The sequence below is a fragment of the Schaalia sp. JY-X159 genome, assembly GCF_014525425.1.
In the GTDB taxonomy this organism is placed as follows: Bacteria; Actinomycetota; Actinomycetes; order Actinomycetales; family Actinomycetaceae; genus Scrofimicrobium.
This window is the reverse complement of sequence record NZ_JACEXI010000004.1, coordinates 205,978-224,769: the sequence shown is the minus strand read 5'-3', so window position 1 is coordinate 224,769 and position 18,792 is coordinate 205,978. Positions and strand designations below refer to the sequence as shown.

Annotated in this window: 15 protein-coding genes; 1 reads left to right on the top strand and 14 read right to left on the bottom strand. The window is 60.0% G+C overall.

Going from position 1 to position 18,792, the window contains the following annotated elements:
* Positions 1-4 precede the first annotated feature (4 nt).
* The 3 genes from rimM to rpsP form a co-directional block, all read right to left on the bottom strand.
* On the bottom strand, positions 5-541 hold the full coding sequence (gene rimM / locus IDL90_RS08500; protein ID WP_187995105.1) for a ribosome maturation factor RimM: 537 nt from the start codon (positions 539-541) through the stop codon (positions 5-7).
* A gap of 178 nt (positions 542-719) precedes the next feature.
* A complete protein-coding gene (locus IDL90_RS08495) occupies positions 720-965 on the bottom strand; it encodes an RNA-binding protein (RefSeq protein ID WP_182142193.1) in 246 nt (81 codons plus the stop codon).
* Complete coding sequence (gene rpsP, locus IDL90_RS08490) at positions 962-1,417, bottom strand: 30S ribosomal protein S16 (protein ID WP_187995103.1); 456 nt, start codon at positions 1,415-1,417, stop codon at positions 962-964. The genes IDL90_RS08495 and rpsP overlap by 4 nt, the downstream gene beginning before the upstream one ends.
* 232 nt (positions 1,418-1,649) lie before the next feature.
* Here rpsP and IDL90_RS08485 point away from each other — a divergent pair, with 232 nt between their 5' ends.
* A complete protein-coding gene (locus IDL90_RS08485; protein WP_187995101.1) occupies positions 1,650-2,627 on the top strand; it encodes an inositol monophosphatase in 978 nt (325 codons plus the stop codon).
* 28 nt (positions 2,628-2,655) lie between these two features.
* Here IDL90_RS08485 and IDL90_RS08480 read toward each other — a convergent pair whose 3' ends face one another.
* From IDL90_RS08480 to IDL90_RS08430, 11 genes are all read right to left on the bottom strand, one after another.
* Positions 2,656-4,287 carry an MFS transporter gene (locus tag IDL90_RS08480; RefSeq protein ID WP_187995100.1) on the bottom strand — a complete coding sequence of 544 codons (1,632 nt, stop codon included), beginning with the start codon at positions 4,285-4,287 and terminating at the stop codon, positions 2,656-2,658.
* On the bottom strand, positions 4,251-5,519 hold the full coding sequence (locus IDL90_RS08475; RefSeq protein WP_187995099.1) for an amidohydrolase family protein: 1,269 nt from the start codon (positions 5,517-5,519) through the stop codon (positions 4,251-4,253). The genes IDL90_RS08480 and IDL90_RS08475 overlap by 37 nt, the downstream gene beginning before the upstream one ends.
* 171 nt (positions 5,520-5,690) lie before the next feature.
* Positions 5,691-7,301, bottom strand: a complete 1,611-nt coding sequence (gene ffh / locus IDL90_RS08470; protein ID WP_187995098.1) for a signal recognition particle protein — start codon at positions 7,299-7,301, stop codon at positions 5,691-5,693.
* Between the two features lie 39 nt (positions 7,302-7,340).
* Positions 7,341-8,510, bottom strand: a complete 1,170-nt coding sequence (ftsY, locus tag IDL90_RS08465) for a signal recognition particle-docking protein FtsY (protein WP_187995097.1) — start codon at positions 8,508-8,510, stop codon at positions 7,341-7,343.
* Positions 8,507-9,451: a hypothetical protein gene (locus tag IDL90_RS08460; protein WP_187995096.1), complete on the bottom strand. Its 945-nt coding sequence runs from the start codon at positions 9,449-9,451 to the stop codon at positions 8,507-8,509. Before IDL90_RS08460 ends, ftsY begins: the two co-directional genes overlap by 4 nt.
* A gap of 79 nt (positions 9,452-9,530) precedes the next feature.
* Positions 9,531-13,382 carry an AAA family ATPase gene (locus tag IDL90_RS08455; protein WP_187995095.1) on the bottom strand — a complete coding sequence of 1,284 codons (3,852 nt, stop codon included), beginning with the start codon at positions 13,380-13,382 and terminating at the stop codon, positions 9,531-9,533.
* 35 nt (positions 13,383-13,417) lie between these two features.
* The gene (ndk, locus tag IDL90_RS08450) at positions 13,418-13,894 is read right to left on the bottom strand and encodes a nucleoside-diphosphate kinase (protein WP_182142178.1); all 477 of its coding nucleotides are present in this window, start codon (positions 13,892-13,894) and stop codon (positions 13,418-13,420) included.
* Between the two features lie 16 nt (positions 13,895-13,910).
* On the bottom strand, positions 13,911-14,606 hold the full coding sequence (dhaM, locus tag IDL90_RS08445) for a dihydroxyacetone kinase phosphoryl donor subunit DhaM (RefSeq protein ID WP_187995094.1): 696 nt from the start codon (positions 14,604-14,606) through the stop codon (positions 13,911-13,913).
* A 2-nt stretch (positions 14,607-14,608) separates the two neighbouring features.
* Complete coding sequence (gene dhaL / locus IDL90_RS08440) at positions 14,609-15,259, bottom strand: dihydroxyacetone kinase subunit DhaL (RefSeq protein WP_182142176.1); 651 nt, start codon at positions 15,257-15,259, stop codon at positions 14,609-14,611.
* A gap of 118 nt (positions 15,260-15,377) precedes the next feature.
* The gene (gene dhaK, locus IDL90_RS08435) at positions 15,378-16,373 is read right to left on the bottom strand and encodes a dihydroxyacetone kinase subunit DhaK (protein WP_182142175.1); all 996 of its coding nucleotides are present in this window, start codon (positions 16,371-16,373) and stop codon (positions 15,378-15,380) included.
* Positions 16,374-17,114: 741 nt separating this feature from the next.
* On the bottom strand, positions 17,115-18,764 hold the full coding sequence (locus tag IDL90_RS08430) for a folylpolyglutamate synthase/dihydrofolate synthase family protein (RefSeq protein WP_187995092.1): 1,650 nt from the start codon (positions 18,762-18,764) through the stop codon (positions 17,115-17,117).
* Positions 18,765-18,792 lie beyond the last annotated feature (28 nt).

Here is an 18,792-nt window from a genome sequence, read left to right as displayed (position 1 = left end):
CCCCTCAGTCTTGAGGTGCTACTTGATCTGCATCTGGGAACAAGCCCGATGGTGCGTTAACCACAACTCGACCTTCCTCAACCGAGATGGTTGGAACGATCTCTTCAACGAAGGGGACCATCACGTCCACCTGCCCTGCTCGAACGATGAGCAGATCATGAGCCGGAGCTGCAACAAGGCCCGACACGACGCCAAGTATGTTTCCATCAGCGTCTTCGACCTTGAGCCCTTCAAGCTCCGCTGCATACCAGGCATCATCTTCAGATTCTGGCTCCACGAGGAGCTCGACACCGCGCAGAGCCTCTGCGTCTTCGCGGGTGGTGACGTCCTCGAACTGCACGAAGAGGCGGCCGCTGTGCTCACGCGCGCGGACGACAACCAGCTCTGGGTGCGCAGGTGACGAGGTAGTTAATGTAGCGCCCTCATCGAAGACGCTTTGCGCCCGGTCCGTACGCACATCCACACTAACTTCACCCCGCAAGCCCCGGGCTGCGCCAACAATGCCGGCTAGAAGTAGGTTTGAAGAATGTGTTTTCGTCATGGTGCTCCCTGTTGTCGGACGCGACACCCGTTAGATGCGGGATCCAGGTAGATACGGGATCCGTGGCCTGCGTGCCGGTCGGTTCTGGAAAAAGACTTCGCGTCTGGCTGTTCTGGTTAAAGACTAATGGGCCCGGCCCCTGGCCAGACCCATTAGTCACGAGTTTTCCCGCAAAAGATTATCGGCGGTCAGTCTCTACGACATCGACACGAACGAAATCCTTACCCTTGAGCGCAGAAACCACCTTTCGAAGCGAACGCGCTGTGCGTCCGTTCCGACCGATGACTCGCCCCAAGTCATCCGGGTGAACCCGGACTTCCAAGAGTTCGCCACGGCGCTGGTTTTTGCTGTCGACCCGAACATCTTCCGGGTGATCAACAATTCCTGACACCAAATGTTCTAGGGCATCGGCAAGCGAGCTCATTCTGCAGCAGCCTCTTCAGCTTCTTCAGTCTTAGCATTTGCGGCCTCAACCTCGGCTTCAGCCTTTGCGGCAGCCTTTGATTCAGCCTGCTTCGCCTTCGACTTGCGCGCCTTATCTTCCGCCGCAGTAATGGCTTCCTGCACTTCAGCGGCCTTATCAACGTCAGCAACCTTGATGCGGCTGACAACGTTCTCTTTACCTGCTGCGCGAGCAAGGTCGCCATTCAGGCTGAGCAGACGACGTGCTGACTCGGAAGGCTGTGCGCCAACACCGAGCCAGTAGACGGCCCGCTCAGAATCGATCTTGATAATCGAGGGGTTAGGGATCGGATCGTAAAAACCGATCTCCTCGATCACGCGACCATCGCGCTTTTTACGCGAGTCGACAACAACAACGCGATACTTGGGGTCGTGGATTGCGCCGAGGCGCTTCAAACGAATACGTACAGCCACTTGAGTGGTTTCTCCTTGTTATTACGGTGGGTTCCACTTCCATTGGTGGGGCCAACGGCGTATCGCCCATAGAACGCGATTCACGTGCAGAGAGGGGGCACGGAGCCGAGTACAGTCACACATTCTGCCACCTACGGAGCACATTCCCAAGGCGAATCCACATCCCCGCCCCAATTTAGTGACGTGGAGTTGCTCACCGACGCTCCGACAAGATGTGCGAGAGACTAGACCCATGTCTGAAAACTCAGTTTCTCCCCTGTCAATTCCCACTGCGCTTGCCGAACTGGCAGCAACCGCCACCACCCTGGTTGCGCCCTACTTGAGGAGCGTGGCCCGCTCTGCGCCGGAAGTTGGCTTGAAACAGGACATCCACGACCCCGTCACAGTTCACGACCAACGCACCGAAGCTATCATCCGCTGGTTCCTCGCTAAGTTCGCGCCCGGTTGCACCGTCCTCGGTGAAGAGATGGGTGAGGAACTGGACCCTGAACTTGTTGGGGATATTTCTGAGTACGTTCAAGCTCCAGCTGTCGCGCTCTCCGAGCAGGTTATTGACGTCATCGCACCTCTTCGCAGTCGGGTTCGCTGGATTGTCGACCCCATCGATGGAACCGCGAACTTTGCTTCCGGCCTCACCTACTTTGGAACTTCCATAGGTGTGGAGCTAGACGGAGAAGTGGTGGCGGGCGCGATCTCTGTTCCCTTCAACTACGAAATCTTCGTTGCCGATGACCGGCACTTCTGGCATGAGGATGAGAGGGATGGCACTAGGAAACTACTGACTAGCAGGGGACCCACAACAGAGACCGAAGCGCTGTTGGCTACCTACTATCCGGGCGTGCACGACCTCAACGCAAGCCCGGACTTATCCTTGGCCCACGAGAAAACCTTGATGAACGCCTACTCAACTGTTCGCAGGCCGGGCGCTGGCGCAGTCGACCTCGCCATGGTCGCGGCCGGGTGGATCGGGGTCTCAATGGCGACCGCGCTGAAACCGTGGGACGTGGCAGCCGGCATCCACATGGTGCGCGTCGCCGGGGGCAGCGTCCTCAATCTCCCCATGGGCACTGACCTTCCCGACGGTCTGCGCCCCGGAGTTGTCGCGTCAGGGAGCACGCTTCAAGCCACTACAGCAGAACGAGTGCTGCGTGAACTCGATGCCGAAGCAGACGCATCTCTAGCCGAAGCGGGCAATCCGCTAGAGGACTAGCACCCCACTCACTAGTGACATTCGCAACCTATCCTCGGACTGCGACCGCGCCACTAGCGTTAGTAGCCTTCCAGAGGCGGAACGCGCCAAGCAGACCCAGAGCTAGGAAAAACGCTGCAACCACCAGCGACCACGAAGTCGCCTGGGCAAACCCGTGCGACAGCGCCTCAACCACCGTGCCTGTGGCAGAGCCGAGGTCGCTGTGGTCCCCCTGTGCGCGAAGCATGGAGATCGTCGTACCAGCCGACTGCCGAACCCCGTCGGCCAACTGGTCTGCCATGGCTCCGCCAACACCCGCCGCATCGAGAGCGGCAGGCACGGTAATGGCCATTGCAATCGATAGTGAAGCTCCAGAGATAGCCGTGCCGAGGGCCGATCCCAACTGTCTCACCGTGCTCTGCGTCGCCGAACCCTGACCAGAAATTTCCACCGGCACATCGCGTAGCACAGTTCCGGTAAGTTGAGCCGAAGCCAAACCAAGCCCAAGCCCGTAAGCCACCAGTGGAAGTGCCACCAGCCACGCTGGCGTGTTGTCGCGAAGTACCAATGCCAACACCAGTACGCCAGACAACTCCAAGACCAAACCGATCAGAACGGTACCGGGTGACCCAAAACGTGCCGCAACATGGCGAGCGGCCGCACCTGACATGAATGCCCCCACTGCCATCGCAGCAAAAACAAGTCCCGCGCCCATCACATCCAGGCCCAGGGCATTAACCAGGTAGAGCGGCAAAACAAATACCAGGGCAAACTCTCCCGCAGCAACCGTCGCTGCCGTAACGTTGCCCCACGAGAAGGTCGGAAGTCTGAAGAGACTGAGATCAAGAAGGGCCGCCCGCGCCACCCGCTTGCGGTGCCTTTCCCAGAACACAAACAGGGTCAGCGCGATCGCAGCAATCAAGAACGCAACTGGCACGGGTGAGACGGCCATGGACGTCCCCCACGTCCACCCGAATAGGTGCAGTTCAGCCTGCGGGGTCCACCATCCCAAATCGGGACCCTCGATGATGGCAAAGACGAGGGCGCCAAACCCAATGGCACTAAGCAGGGCGCCGTCGACGTCGACTCCACGCCCACCCGGCTTACCGCGTGTTTCGGGGACAACAAGAAGTGTGGCGATGATGACGAGGACGCCAATGGGAAGGTTGACCAGGAAAATCCAGTTCCATGAAGCCCACTGGGTCAGGGCCCCACCGGCTAGCGGCCCAAGTGCTGCCGCCCCAGAAATCACCGCCCCCCAAACGCCAAAGGCAGCCGCCCTGTACGTCCCCCTGAATGTCGCATTGACGGTGGAAAGCGTCGAAGGCATGATCAGGGCGGCACCAATCGCCTGGACCGCGCGCGACCCAATCAGAGCGCCCGCACTTCCAGCGCCCGCAGCCAAGAGACTCCCTGCAACAAAAATGACGATCCCCAGCAGGAAGACCCGCTTGCGTCCCCACCTGTCTGCCAGACTGCCCGTTGACAGCAAGAGCGCCGCCAAGATCACCGCGTAGAGGCTATTCACCCACTGAGCGTCGGTGAGATCCATGCCAAGGTCTTCAATAATGATGGGTAATGCCACCCCAACGATGGTCCCGTCGAGGACGATCAGCCCGAGCCCAACGGCCAGCACTGCGAGCGCTAGCCAGTCCTTCTTTGTGGGTGTGTGGTCTTGCATTCCGGCTCCTGCCTAACGCTCTGATAATGCAGACGGTTTGTTGCGGGAACCACTCTACGACCATTTGTGACCACCGCTTGCGGGTGGCGCCAGACCTGGGGGGAGCTGCGCGGATCTTCAGCGAAGACAACTGCATCCGCGGGGGCGCCAACCTGCAAACAGTCCAGCCCCAGGAAGTCGCGAGCTTTCCATGTCGCGCTGGCCAGTACGTCCTCGGGCTCCATCCCCCACACAACCCACTGCTCCAGCTCATCAATCAAGGCACCGTGCACCTGGTAGCCGCCAGCGTCGGAGCCCGGAAGGATCATCACGCCCGAAGATAGCAGATCGGCAAACCACTTCTCACGCCCGTCGTAAAGATCGGTCATGGTCTCCGCATACCTGGGGTAGCGAGTTGCCGAGGACGCAAACTCAGGGAACTTGAAGACCTGGATGAGAGTTGGCACCACAACAACTCCCAGCCTGGCTGCGCGTCGCATCTGCGTTGCCGACATCCCGGTGCCGTGCTCAATCGAGTCCACTCCGGCATCAAGCAGGTCGTCGATTATGTCTCGTCCGAAAGTGTGAACGGCAACTTTGGCCCCCACCTCATGAGCGGCATCGATTGCGGCCAGCAGCTCTTCGCGGCTCCACAGTGGTTTAAGGTCCGAGGACGCCCCCTCTGAGCGGTCAATCCAATCCCCCACCAGTTTCACCCAGCCGTCAGAGGCGGACGCTTGACGTTGAACCTCGTCTGCAAGAAGACTTGTCCGGACGGGTACTTCTCCCTCCGTGGGATCCGCGGGAAGCTCGATGGCGAGCCCCCGGTTATAGCGCTTCTCCAGAGCGATGTGCCGACCTGCCGAAATGACGATTGGCCGTCCAAACGGCAGCTCGCCGGGGCTGACCTTCACTGGTGAACCTGGCTCCCGGACGGCTAGCACGCCGGCTCTGATCTCCTCCCACGCGTGTGCTCTGATCACGTCGGACGACTGCGGACCCTGGGCGATCGCCAGGTGAGAATGCAGATCAACGAAGCCGGGCACGATAAAGAGCTGCGAATCAGAGTCGGCTGTGGCGCGCTGCTCCACCATCGAGGATGACGCCGCAACCGACTGCTCAGCAAACGACTCGATAACCGAGTCTCGCCAGGTCAACGTACCGTAGCGGAATGTTGGCCTCTCTCCAGGGTTGTCACGCCACTGTACCCATCCCTGAACGGACCCGCTGGTGGATTTCTCACTATCTGCCATGCTCAGACTCTACCGCTGGCTCAGTTCCGTGTGCCCTTCACGGAAATGTCGTTGGCCCTGCGCGTCCACAGCTCTAAGGTTGCCGGAAGCGCCTAAGGTTGCCCATAATTCGCGAGAACGGCGGCAACCTTAGGCGCTTCCGGCAACCTTAGAGCTGTGGAGCGGGGCGGGCTAGAAGCCCTTCCCCAACATGCGTTTTAGGTCGTCCGGCAGAGAATCCATCGTCTCACGAACGTCTGTCGCCTCGGGAGCCGCAGCAAGCCCAAACGCACTCCCCTGGGGAGACACAGCTTTCCCACCGCGCTGCCCCTTTGGCAGCATTGCCTCAAGTTCCTGCTGACGACGCTTGGCCGGGTTTCCCGAACGCGCCTTCTTCTGCACGCGAGCCTTCTGTGCCTGTGCCTGACGCGCCTGTTCTTTCTGCTTCGCGCGCCCAGCAGCCCGACCGGGTCGCCCCTGCATCGCACCGAGGTTGGGCATCCCGCCCTGCCCCATCGAAGACATCATCTGCTTGGCTGCTTCAAACCTCTTGACGAGGCCGTTCACCTCAGTGACGGATGTTCCCGACCCCTTGGCAATACGAGCACGGCGGGATCCATTAAGGATCTTGACATCTTTGCGCTCACCGGGAGTCATGGAACGCACGATCGCCTCAACGCGATCAACATCCTTCTCATCAAAGTTCTCAAGCTGGTCGCGGACCTGGGCCATCCCAGGCATCATCCCCAAGACCTTCTTCATGGAGCCCATCTTGCGGACCTGCTGAAGTTGCTTCAAGAAGTCATCAAGAGTCAGATCTCCCGACATGGCCTTCGCGGCCATCTCTTCAGCAGTCTCTTGATCAATCTTCTTCTCAGCTTGCTCGATCAGGGTGAGGATATCGCCCATGTCGAGGATGCGGCCCGCCATGCGGTCGGCGTGAAAACGCTCAAAGTCGTCAAGGCCTTCACCGGTCGACGCAAAGAGAATAGGCGCACCGGTCACGCCACGAACGGACAGCGCAGCACCACCGCGTGCATCGCCGTCCATCTTCGACATAACAACACCGGTAAATCCAACCCCGTCGCGGAATGCCGTTGCGGTCTGTACCGCGTCCTGACCCACCATGGCGTCAAGGACGAACATCGTTTCGTGTGGTTTGACAGCATCGCGAATATCGCGAGCCTGCTGCATCATTTCCTCATCGACACCCAGTCGTCCTGCGGTATCAACAATGACGACGTCGTAGCCGTTCATAACGGCCTCGGACAAACCGCTGCGCGCAACCACAATGGGGTTGCCCACCCCGTTGCCAGGTTCAGGTGCCCAAACGTCAACTCCCGCGCGTTCGCCAACAATCTGCAGTTGGTTGACGGCGTTGGGACGCTGCAGGTCAGATGCAACAAGGAGGACGCGCTTATCGTTCTCCCGAAGCCACTTACCAAGCTTCCCGGCCAGGGTGGTTTTACCGGCCCCCTGCAGACCAGCGAGCATGAAGACCGTGGGCCCCCGCTGCGCAAATGTTAACTCCCGGGTTGCACCACCGAGGATCTCTACCAGTTGATCGTGCACAACCTGCACAACCTGTTGGCCGGGATTCAGAGCCTTCGAACGCGCTGCACCATAAGCCTCCTCCCGAACGTTGGCGATGAAATCGCGGACCACCGGGAGTGCAACGTCCGCATCCAGAAGTGCCCGACGAATCTCCCCGAGTGTCTCATCAACATCCGCTTCAGACAGCACACCTTTGCCACGGATGCGCTTGAACGAATCGCTCAGACGATCAGACAGAGTGTTAAACACACGTAAACCCTTCGTTTAGGACCCGCTTGGTGGCCGATGTTATTCCCCAACGATAGCGTCAACAAAGCCGCTGGGATCAAATGGTGCCAGATCATCCGGCCCCTCACCTAGGCCCACCAGCTTGACGGGAACGCCCAGTTCTTTTTGGACGGAGATGACAATTCCACCCTTCGCAGACCCATCCAACTTTGTGAGCACAATCCCTGTGATTCCCACGGCCTGCGCAAACACCTGGGCCTGCTTCATACCATTTTGTCCCGTGGTGGCATCCAGCACCAACAAGACCTCTCCAACTGGAACCTGTTTTTCCATGACGCGCCGAATCTTCCCCAGCTCGTCCATCAGTGCGGTCTTGGTCTGCAGTCTGCCTGCCGTATCAACAATCACGACATCAGACCCGGCTTCCACGCCTACCTTTACTGCCTCAAAAGCGACCGAGGCCGGATCCCCACCTTCTCGATCTGAGGCGACAACTGGCACTCCGACCCGCGAACCCCAAGTCGCCAGCTGCTCGCTTGCAGCGGCCCTGAATGTGTCCGCGGCACCCAAAACAACGGTCTTATCCTCGGCGCGCAGTAGTCGAGCCATCTTTCCAACCGTCGTAGTCTTCCCTGTTCCATTGACTCCGACGACGAGGACGGCTGCCGGACCGAGCTTTCCACTGCTGGCAGTAACGGGCTCCAGGTTCAACGACCTGTCCATGCCCGGATCAACTAGTCTCAGCAGCTCATCGCGAAGCACTTCCCTAGCTGCCTCAGAGTCGAGGCTTCCGCGAACCCGCGCCTCGTCCCGCAGTCTCGCAATGATCTCTTCTGTTGGGCCAAGACCAACATCGGCTAGCAGGAGGGTGTCTTCAATTTCTTCCCAATCGGAGGCACTCAGGTCACCGCGAGCAAAGACAGCGAGAAGAGCCTTCCCAATGCCACCCGACGACGCCATGCGAGCGCGGAGGCGCTGCATGCGACTTCGCACGGCCTCCGGCTCTTCAAGAGCAGGGGCAACAGCCTCGGTGTCTTCAGCAGTCGCAACCTCCTCAACCTCTTCCGGAGGTGGGGTTGCAGGAGCTGGCTTCGCCTTCTCAGCGGGTTCTTGGGGTGCTGATTTCCCAGAACGCACCGCCAGAACAATAACGGCCACGACAACAATCAAGACTAGGGCTGCAATCAAGAGTCCTAGCGGAGTTGTGAAGAACTCAGTTAGCGTGTTCATGGGGTGTCCTCTTCTGTGTTTGAGGTCGGGCGCCAACTGGGATGATACCTGTTCACTCGGTCTTCCTCGCCCCCTGCGAGGCCGCGCACCCAGTTGTCAAGATCTTCTGGTTCAGGAGGGGGCGCTGGTACCAAAGGCGGCTGCGCTTGGGTTCCCTCGCTACCCCAGGTCTCGCCCTCCACGTCCAGTTCAGCGTCGTCCAAGATCACTACGTCCACTTCCAAGTCGTCTTGGACCATGGGCTCAGCGTCAACTAGGGCTGCAGAATCTACCTGAGGGTCTGGGTCGGGCTCAACAATGTGCTCTACCGAGTCGCTATCTGCATCGTCTTTGGCGAAGCGAGCTCGAACGGAACTCGCCGCGCCCGAGGTCCATGTGCTAACGCCAGACCACGCCGCTTTAGCAATCTCCGCCTTCTCACGCATCACATCGAGGAACTTCAGATCAGCGCCGTCCGTCCACTCTTCATCCTCTTCATAACCAGGACGATCGAGTGCAGCGTTGAAGATGGATACTTCACCTGTGATCACCGCGGGTTCATAGAACTCGTCGTCATCGAGAGATGGTGGTGGCGGTGCTGCTGGCCCCTGAGCAATCTGAGCCCCTAAGAAGACTCCCTGGTACTGCTGCACCAGTTCACGCGGAGCTGGAGCCAGGGCTGCCATCACCTCTTCACGATGAAGAAGCTTTGGCGCACCAAGATAGGCACTCTCCGGCACTGAGTTGGCGGCCCACATTTCGTCCAGACTAACTTTTCGAGGGCGCAATCCGGGATTGCGAATTGACGGCATTCCCGACTCCCTCACATCTTTGGTTTGGCCGCGCACTGCAACCTGCCATTCTTGGCGAGGGCGGCGCACTAAGGCGGCACTAACCAGGACCAGGATGGCGAGGAGCACAAGGATAATGAGCGCCAAGTAGAGGGCGTGATGTGCACTCATGAGGATCCGTCCTTCACAGCGATGCTCCTCCTGTCCACAGTTTGGATTCACAGTCAGCTTAGCTGCTTCAAGACTCTCGTTAGCCTGCCATTCTGTGTGACATTACCGCAGTGATACCGTCTTTCATGGTCACGCCATAGAGCGCGTCGGCGAACTCCATGGTCCGCTTCTGGTGGGTGATGATAAGCAGCTGGCTTTCGCGACGCAGATCTTCCAGCAGGCGCAGAACCCTGGTCAGGTTAATGTCGTCTAGTGCCGCTTCGATCTCATCAAGTACATAGAACGGTGACGGCCTCGCCTCAAAGATCGCTATCAGGTAGGCCAGTGCCGCCAGAGAACGTTCGCCACCACTGAGTAGAGACAACCTTGTAACGCGTTTTCCGGACGGCCGAGCATAGATTTCTACCCCTGTGGTGAGGGGGTCGTCTGGATCCGTCAGCTCTAGGCGTCCAGTTCCACCGGGGAAGAGGACTGAGAAGGTTCTTTCAAACTTCTGCGCAGTATCCGCAAACGCGTCAGTGAAAGCCGACTTAACCTGCGCGTCAACTTCCTTTATCAGCGCCAGCAAATCAGACTTGGAGCGGTTAAGGTCCTCCACCTGCGTCTGCAAGAAGTTGTACCGTGACGACGCCGCCTCATACTCCTCGACGGCCAGAGGATTGACTATCCCCAGGCGCGAGAGGGCACGCTCAGCTCGCCCTCGTTCTTCTTCCGCCTGCTGACGTGTGAACACGACATTTGAGTTGAGGTCGTCTCCCTCTTCCGCGTCTCCTTCTTCCGGGTGGGGCGGCTGAGGGTTCCACGGCACGTGAGGCCCAAACGAGGCAACTATTGCGTCCCCGCACAGGGCGTCCGTGTTGACCTGGGCATCTTCTTCAGGGTTTGCGCCGCCATGTTCTTCCGATGAAGCCGGGACTTCCCCACTGGCGGCAGATTCCGTATTCCCGTACTTACCCAGCAGGGATGGCATGCGTAGATTCAGCAGTCTGCCGTAGTCCTCGACCAGGGTCTTCGCCTTCTCTTCCAGCGCGGTGACCTGGGAGCGTTCCTGAGCAACTGCCACTTCGGTCTGAAGCAATTCGTCGTTGCCGCTTGCACGTTCCTTCTCGATGGCACCAATCTGCATCAGTAACTGCTCGGCCTCGGACGACAGCTCCTCGAAGCGCTCCCGGGCTTGTGTACGCAAACTCAGGGCCTGCCCCGCAGCGCCCTCGGCCCGGGCAGCACCCTCACGTGCCATAGTCATCACCGACTGAAAACCACCAACAGCGTGCTTGGCTGCGGCCTCACGAGCGACCTGGCGCGCACGATCCTCACGTAGGCTCTGCGCCTGCGCGGCGAAAGCTCGTGCTTGGCGGTCAGCAGCCGTGGATCTTTCCCTAGCGACATGGGCGTCCAACCGGGCCTGGTTCTCTGCCGCCCAAGCCTCCTGTAGAGCCTGGCGTGCTGCCTCGACCGCTGACGAAGCGTCTGCCAAAGCCCGCGAATCCTCAGACGGGGCCGCGGCAGGTACCTTTGCCTCCGCTTCCGCCGCGAGCATTCGGCTGTGCTCCAGGCGCTTCTGCGCGTCCTCCACCTGCTTCGCTATTCGGTCAACGTCAACTTCACTAGCGTGGGCGAGGGCGTTCAGGCGGGCGGCCTCCTGAGCATGTTTCGCCCTCTCCGCATCTGCCGCGCGAAGCCGGGTCAGAGCCTCGTTCTTTCGCTTCACCGCATCCGTAAGAGTGGAACGCGCAGTCTCAACACTGCGAGTCGCGTCCTCGAGGGCGTCATTAGCGCGAGCCTCCTGGGCCGACGTTTCCTCCAAGTCGGCACGCAGGGACAAACGTGACGTTTCCTGCTGACCCCGCAAACGCACGTAATCATGGCCAAGGACCGCACCGTGACGCGTTGCAATTGTGGGCGTGGACTGCGGGTCCGAACCCGGCACCATCTCGGCTTCCAGACGGTCCAGGAAAGCAAGGGCGCCGCCCACCTCGTCGCAGACCCAGGTGTCCGCGAGTAACCGCTCGAGGTAGGAACCCGGTGAAGCCCCGGGTGCAGATGCCGACTTCACGACATCATGTGCCGGGCTGACCCCGCACTCCTGTGCCAGTGCTAATAGCTCGGGTTCCGGCTGGAGGGCCGCCACAGGCCCTTCAACGCCGCCCCCTCGACCCGCGGGAGTATCGGTGAAGACAAGACCCGCCGCACCTAAGTCGGGGGCGCTCAACATGTCGGGCATCTGACCGAGTAGGTTGCGGCTCTCACCTTCACCGACGACAACGCGCGCGGAGAGCATGGTTCCCAGAAGCGCGGTTATCGCCTCTTCCCAACCGCGCTCAATGACGAGAACGTCCTCAAGCCTCGGGCTGACCCCAATCCGATCCCGGAAGTGCCTCACTTCCTCAGATCTTGACGGGGTTGCCTCACGGCCCCCTTCAAGCGAAGCAGCTAGAGTCTCCCGCCTTGAACGCAGTCTAGAAACATCCTCGCGGCAGTCCCGCTCCAACCTCTCGGATACTGCGAGCCGATCCCGTGCTTCCTGTTCCTCACGCGCCGCGTCCTCGTATGCGGCGGCCTCCGAACCGACGGTGTCTCCCGCAATGCCGGTAAGGAGACCCGAATCGTGGTGGGGTGAGGTACTCACAAAATCAGCAACTGCCTTGCGAGCACCGTCAAAACGTCCGTTTGCCGCGGTCAACCGCTCGCGTGCGCCACGCATCTGTCCCGCCGAGGCCTCCACGGCAAGGGCAGCGGTCTCCGCATCTCGCTTGAGGCGCGCAAAGCTCTCTTGGGCAGCTCGTAGTTCAGCGGTCACCTGCCGTAGGACCTTTTCAGCATCGCGCACCTTCGATTCACCCAACTCACGCCCGACGCTGGCATCCCGGTAAGCAACGTCGCTCGCCTCAGTGGCACTACGAAGAAGTTGCGCCTCCGCGGCGGCCTCCTTGGCTCTTTCGTCCGCAAGATCCACGGAACTCTGCGACACGGCCGTCGGTGTGCGTGCGGCGGAGGAGGCCCGTTCTTGAGCTATCTCTTCAACCGCAACGAATCGCTCTCTTGCCTCAGTGAAATCCCTGTACAGCTCACCAACCTGCTCGGCGCGCTCCCGGAAGCGGGAGTGCTGTCCCACGACAGCCTTCTGACGTTCCTTCAGCTCTTCGAGGGCATCCGTCTCGCGCCGTGCTGAGTCACGTAGTTTCTCAAGTCGTTCGAGGTCGCGGTCCAGCTTGGCGCGGGACACCACCAGGTCATCCCCGAGGATCCGGGCAGTTGCGTAACCCAGACGATAGCGCACCCCTGCGGCTTCCCGCGCTGCTTTTGCCTGACGTGCCAGTGGACGCAGTCGTGCCCGCATCTCTTCTGTGAGGTCGAGGACGCGAACCAGGTTGGCATCCATCGACTCTAACTTGCGTAGCGCACGTTCCTTACGGCGCCGGTGCTTGGCGACGCCCGCGGCCTCGTCTATAAAGAGTCGCCTGTCGACCGGCGATGCAGACAGCACTGTGTCCAGTTGCCCCTGGCCCACAATGACGTGCATTTGCCGCCCCAACCCAGAATCGGAAAGGAGCTCCTGAACATCAAGGAGACGCACGGGAGAGCGGTTAATTGCGTATTCGGAGCCGCCTGAGCGAAACATCGTTCGCGAGATCGTGACTTCCGAGTAGGCGATCGGGAGCTTTCCATCGGAGTTGTCTATGGTGAGCTCAACGTGAGCACGCCCGAGGGCGCCACGGGTTGTTCCCCCGGCGAAAATCACGTCGGACATGTTGGAGCCACGCAGAGATTTGGCCCCCTGCTCCCCCATCACCCAGGATAATGCGTCTACGACATTGGATTTGCCGGACCCGTTGGGCCCAACAATGGCGGTGATGCCCGGTTCAAAGCGAAACCGGGTGGTCGAAGCAAAAGACTTGAATCCGGCGGCGGTTAACTCTTTGAGATACACGTTTGCCTACCGTGGACTTTCTTCTGGTGGGCGTACTACAGGGTGGACTCCCCTGATTCGTCATACGACAGTTCTGGGAACCACAGCGCAATCTCCCTGATCGCAGACGTTGGCGAGTCTGAACTGTGAACCACGTTTTCTACTGCGTCCCGACCCCAGTCGCGGCCCAGGTCACCGCGAATGGTGCCGGGATTTGCGAGTGTGGGGTTCGTTGCACCGGCCATGATCCTCAGGGCTTCGATGACACGATCGCCCTCAACGACCACTGCAACCAGTGGGCCTTCCATCATGTAGTCGCGCAACGCTGGGAAGTAGTGCCTGTCCACGTGTTCTTCGTAGTGCTCTTCAAGGATTCTTGCTGAAGCCTTCTTGATCTTCAGTCCCTTGAGTACGAAACCCTTCTGTTCGATGCGGTGGAGGATCTCCCCAGTCAGCCCACGACGAACTCCGTCGGGCTTAATGAGGACGAGGGAGTGCTCCTTGCTTGGGTCCAGTAGATCGGGTGTTGGCATGAAGTTTCCTCGCTTGTTAGTTCGTTCCGTCAGTGTCAAAGCCGATAGTAATCGCGTCAGCCACGGCTTGCATTGCTTCTGCAGCCTGAGCGCCCTCGGCGGTGATTGTAACTTTATCGCCTTGACGCGCCCCCAGTCCCATGATTTCTATCATGGAGTCGGCGGGAGTCCCGTTCACATACACCTGAGCATCAAAGCCTGTCACCAGTTGCGCAAGCATGGCAGCTGGCCTGGCGTGTAATCCCGCAGCGTCCGCTATGACTGCTTCCGCAGACTCGGTGCCTGGCACGGCACCACCCTGATCGACCGAGTCCTTTTCACACCACTGCAACGCGACTTCCTTCACGGAAGCCTCAACCGCGTCTAAGTCCCCACCCTGTTGCGCGGCAACTGCCGCCGCGACCGCGCCCTCAACGAGAGGCCCGGGCACAAAACGTAATGCGTCTGGATCGTCCGCAAATTCCAGCACTGTATCAACGGTGAGAGTGGCGGAACCCAGGTCGGTGAGCAAGACAACGCCGGCACCGTCAGACACCACCAGCGCCTCTTGCACCGCGGTTTCGACTAGGTCAAAGGACGTGCCAAGCCTTCCGTCGTCTGTGCCGGCCGCGGCACGAATATGGACGTCCGCGGCCATTGCCTTGGCCAGTTCAACCAGGCCCACCCCAAGTGCGTGGGAATGAGAAACCAGTACGAGGGCGACTTTCCCCATCCCTACTCCGAACTCTCAGCAAACACTTCGGATGCGGCGTCGGCAGCAGCCTGAAGAAGCAGTGCGGAAGAAGCCGACCCTGGATCAAGGTGGCCGATGCTGCGCTCACCGAGGTAGGAGGCGCGACCTTTGGTCGCCTTCATCGGAATCGTCGCTTCGGAACCGGCATGGCCAGCAGATGCGGCTGCAGCGAACGTGGCGACAACATCGCCGCCCTCGTCAGCCACATCGTGGGCGGCCTGCACCGCGGGAAGCCACGCGTCAACCATGGTCTTCTCTCCCGCCACCGCTTTGCCACGTGCTTGCACCCCCTTCACTGCGGCTTCGAGCACATTGGCCACGTCCTGACTTGTGAGGTCACCTTCCGGCATTGCTCCTGCGCCGCGTAGGTAGGCGGTTCCATACAGTGGTCCCGCTGCGCCGCCCACGGTCGAAAGAAGAGTCTTCGCCACGTACTTCAACACATCTGCGCCGCTTTGGGCCTCACTGAGACCGGGCCCGCTAACTACGGCGGAGAAACCACGGTCCATGTTCTCCCCATGGTCACCGTCACCGATCTGACGGTCGAGGTCGATCAGCAACTCGCGGTTCTCCCCGATCCTCTCGGCAGAAAGCTCCACCCAGCGACGCGCCCACGTTACGTTCTTTCCCATGACGGACTCCACTTCTCTCAAGAAAATGTCACGGATACATTCTGCACTGTTTCAAGGGGACGTAGGTGCGCCCAGCCCACAGTTGCGAGCCGGGCGCCCCCACATCATGAGTATCTTGCTAGTTCTTCCAAGCAGGAGTGTCGACCGGTGCATCAAAGTAGCCGAGCATTGCGTCATCGACGCGCGTCAGTGTGATTGACACACCCGGCATCTCTAGGCTGGTTACGTAGTTGCCCACCATCGGGCGGGCTGCCTCGATGCCATCGGCTGCCAGCAACTGCGCCAACTTGCGGTAGACAATGTACAGCTCTGACTCCGGGGTTCCCCCCATACCGTTGACGAGGGCGATAACACTGTCACCTGACTTCAAGCCGAGGTCGTCACGCACCTTCACATAGAGTTCCTCGGTGAGGTCGTCGGCCGGTTCCATCGGGCCACGACGGTATCCGGGCTCACCGTGAATACCTATACCCAACTCAATCTCATTTTCCTCCAGATCGAAGGAAGGCTTACCTGCGTGGGGAACCGTGCAGGGCCCAAGAGCCAGGCCCATTGAGCGCGTGTTGGCATTAACGTCGCGGCCAATCTGTGCGACTTCACCGAGCGGCAGGCCCGCTTCCGCCGCAGCGCCGACGATCTTCTCGACAATTACCGTGCCGGCAACGCCGCGCCGCCCAGCCGTGTACAGGGAATCTTCGACCGCACAGTCGTCGTCGATCAAAACTGTCTCAACCTCGACGTCATCCATTCCCGCTAGCTCCGCCGCAGTCTCAAAGTTGAGGACGTCACCGGTGTAGTTCTTGACGATGTGGACCACCCCGGCGCCTCGGTCGGCAGCCTTCGTCGCCTCGACAATGGGGTCGGGAGTTGGCGAGGTGAATACGGCTCCGGGAACAGCGGCATCAAGCATTCCAAGTCCGACATAGCCTGCATGGAGGGGTTCGTGTCCTGACCCCCCACCGGAGATAACGCCTACCTTGCCGTCTGCTTTTGGCTCAGCGCGCTCAACCCAGTCGGGGTCAAAATGGACTTTTACCTGGTCGCCGTGAGCTGCCTGAAAACCCTCAAGGGTTTCGCGGACAACTGCTTTTGGATCATTGATGAGTTTCTTCATTGAGTACTCCAATTCTTGTGGGCGCGGGCTAAAGCCCGATCCCTCTCAATCTTGCCAGCCTGGAGCCCAGTCCGTAAGTCCCATGGCGCCCCCGCACGAAGTTGCGCGCCCGGAGATCTGGCCGCGCAACCGTGCACCGCACCCGCACCCCGCCCGCTGACCCGGCACCGCACCCGACCCCACCCGCTGACCCGGCACCGCACCCTCAAATGTATACGTGGGGAACCAATGCGTGCCTGGGGTACGTACCCCAGAGGCGTTCTGGTTCCCCACGTATACATTTCGTGAGTGCCGCCGCCTGCCTGAGTGTTTGGAGTCGATGGATTGCTGTTTGCTTGTCGTTGAGGTTGGTACCGGCGCTACCCCGTGTCGTGAGGGAGCTACTTGAGCCATAGGGAGCCCGATAGGCCCAGCACAGCCAGGGATTACACCGTTATGCAAGCCTAACTGGCTCCGTGTGGCGTAGCAGGCTCCGTATGGCCGCACCGAGCTCCGTATGGCCGCACCGGCTCCGGAATGCGGCTCTTAGCAGAAGGGGCTGCGGGTATCCTTCCCGCCTCTACGACCGGTCACCGTTGCCGTCACTACCCACCTCAAACCGCGAGATCGAATAGTATCGACACATTACACTGTTATTGGACCCGAAGCTGTCGATACTATTCGATTTCGCGGAGGCGGGGGCGGAGGCCGATGTGGGTGTGGGTCGCAGGGGCGGTGTGGGTGCCGCGCACCCGCACCCCGTTAGCGGCGCAGCAGGGCTGTGACCTCACCGACCAGCTGAATCGACCCGAATGCCACGATGGCGCGCGTCAATGTCGGATCCTGGGGTGTGTCAGCAAGTGCCGTGGCCCGATCGATACCGTCGGCTACGTTTTCAGCGACATGGACTCGGTCTGCGCCAAACACGTCCTCGGCAATCACTTTGAGATCTTCTAGATCTGCAGCCCGGTCCCCACCCATGGGAACGAGGACGATTTCGCTGAGGTCCGGCTCAATTTCAACCAGCATTTCTTCAATGGCCTTGTCTGCCATTGCTGAGAACAGACCGATCGTAACGTTGAAGCGGAAGGACTCGTCAAGAGCATCCCTCAAGGAGGCCACCCCGGCGGGGTTATGCGCTGCATCCACGACGACCGTTGGGGAGGTGCGTACCACCTCGAGGCGTCCGGGGGAACGAGCCGTCAAGAAGCCCTCCTCAACGACCTCGGCCGGAAGCACCTTACCGCCCATCATCGCCTCCGTAGCCACAAGGGCGGCCGCAGCATTATGCGCCTGATGCAGGCCGTGCAGTGGCACAAAGAGCTGCTCATAAACACCTGTTGGAGTGCGAACATCCACAATCTGCCCACCAACTCCTGGGGTGCGGCTTAGGACCTCCCAGTCACGACCTTCTAGCCAAAGTACCGAATCGGTTTCGAGGGCGCGGCGCTCGATGACCTCGAGGACTACCTCTTCCTGATGGCAGACAACGACGATCGACCTGTCCTTGATTATTTGTGCTTTCTCAAAGGCAATTTCGGTGAGGGTGTTGCCCAGCCAGTTCTGGTGATCTAGCGAAATGGGGCTGATGATGACAACTCCAGCATCAATCACGTTGGTGGCATCCCAACGTCCCCCAAGCCCGACCTCCACAACGGCCGCATCCACGGGTGCGTCACCAAACCAGGCGAGTGCCATTATTGTCAGAGCCTCGAAATACGAAATCTGCGGCTGTCCCTGAGCAGCCGAAGCAGCATCAACCATGCCGATGTAGGGCTCCACATCCTTCCAAGCGGCCACGAACTCCGCCGGCGAAAGCGGCTCCCCATTGATGGCAATCCGCTCCCTCACATCCACAAGGTGCGGGGAAGTGTAGGTTCCAACGCGAAGACCAAATGCATGCAGAAGCGCCGCAGCCATGCGGGTGGTCGATGTCTTGCCATTTGTTCCACCGACATGAATGGAAGGATAACTGTCCTGAGGATCCCCCAAAATATCCAGGACCTGCTGCATGCGGACCATCGACGGGTCGAAGTCATGCTCGGGGTTACGAGTCAGCAAAGAACGGTAGATTGCGTGTGCCTCACCGGTGGCGAGCGCCGCAAGCGCTACCTCATCGACCTCGCCCTCGGCTTCTTCGTCACCATCCTCATCTTCACCGAGTTCCCCCGCCAGAACAGCGTCGACCAGGTCCGGGTCTGCACCGGCCAGGAGGGTGTCGCGAACAATGGCACGCAGAACATCGAGGTCGGCGTCACCTTCTTCCGCAACGTCATCCTCGCTACCGGGGGCGGCGTCGAGTCGTAGGTCGTCATCGTCTGCTTCGTCCTCCTCTTGGGCGGCGGCGAAGAAGGGGGCCATCTCCGGATCGATGCCCTGCGGTAACTGGAAGTCCTGCTCGTCATTAGCCATTGCGGCCACCTTCTTCTCTCTACTGGCT

Excerpts from the sequence above, each read along its gene's own strand:
- ndk (WP_182142178.1), bottom strand. The coding sequence starts at position 13,894 with ATGCCAACACCCGATCTACTGGACCCAAGCAAGGAGCACTCCCTCGTC.
- IDL90_RS08480 (WP_187995100.1), bottom strand. The coding sequence starts at position 4,287 with ATGCAAGACCACACACCCACAAAGAAGGACTGGCTAGCGCTCGCAGTG.
- dhaL (WP_182142176.1), bottom strand. The coding sequence starts at position 15,259 with ATGGGAAAGAACGTAACGTGGGCGCGTCGCTGGGTGGAGCTTTCTGCC.
- IDL90_RS08475 (WP_187995099.1), bottom strand. The coding sequence starts at position 5,519 with ATGGCAGATAGTGAGAAATCCACCAGCGGGTCCGTTCAGGGATGGGTA.
- IDL90_RS08495 (WP_182142193.1), bottom strand. The coding sequence starts at position 965 with ATGAGCTCGCTTGCCGATGCCCTAGAACATTTGGTGTCAGGAATTGTT.
- IDL90_RS08460 (WP_187995096.1), bottom strand. The coding sequence starts at position 9,451 with ATGAGTGCACATCACGCCCTCTACTTGGCGCTCATTATCCTTGTGCTC.
- ftsY (WP_187995097.1), bottom strand. The coding sequence starts at position 8,510 with ATGAACACGCTAACTGAGTTCTTCACAACTCCGCTAGGACTCTTGATT.
- IDL90_RS08485 (WP_187995101.1), top strand. The coding sequence starts at position 1,650 with ATGTCTGAAAACTCAGTTTCTCCCCTGTCAATTCCCACTGCGCTTGCC.
- IDL90_RS08430 (WP_187995092.1), bottom strand. The coding sequence starts at position 18,764 with ATGGCTAATGACGAGCAGGACTTCCAGTTACCGCAGGGCATCGATCCG.
- dhaM (WP_187995094.1), bottom strand. The coding sequence starts at position 14,606 with ATGGGGAAAGTCGCCCTCGTACTGGTTTCTCATTCCCACGCACTTGGG.
- rimM (WP_187995105.1), bottom strand. The coding sequence starts at position 541 with ATGACGAAAACACATTCTTCAAACCTACTTCTAGCCGGCATTGTTGGC.
- dhaK (WP_182142175.1), bottom strand. The coding sequence starts at position 16,373 with ATGAAGAAACTCATCAATGATCCAAAAGCAGTTGTCCGCGAAACCCTT.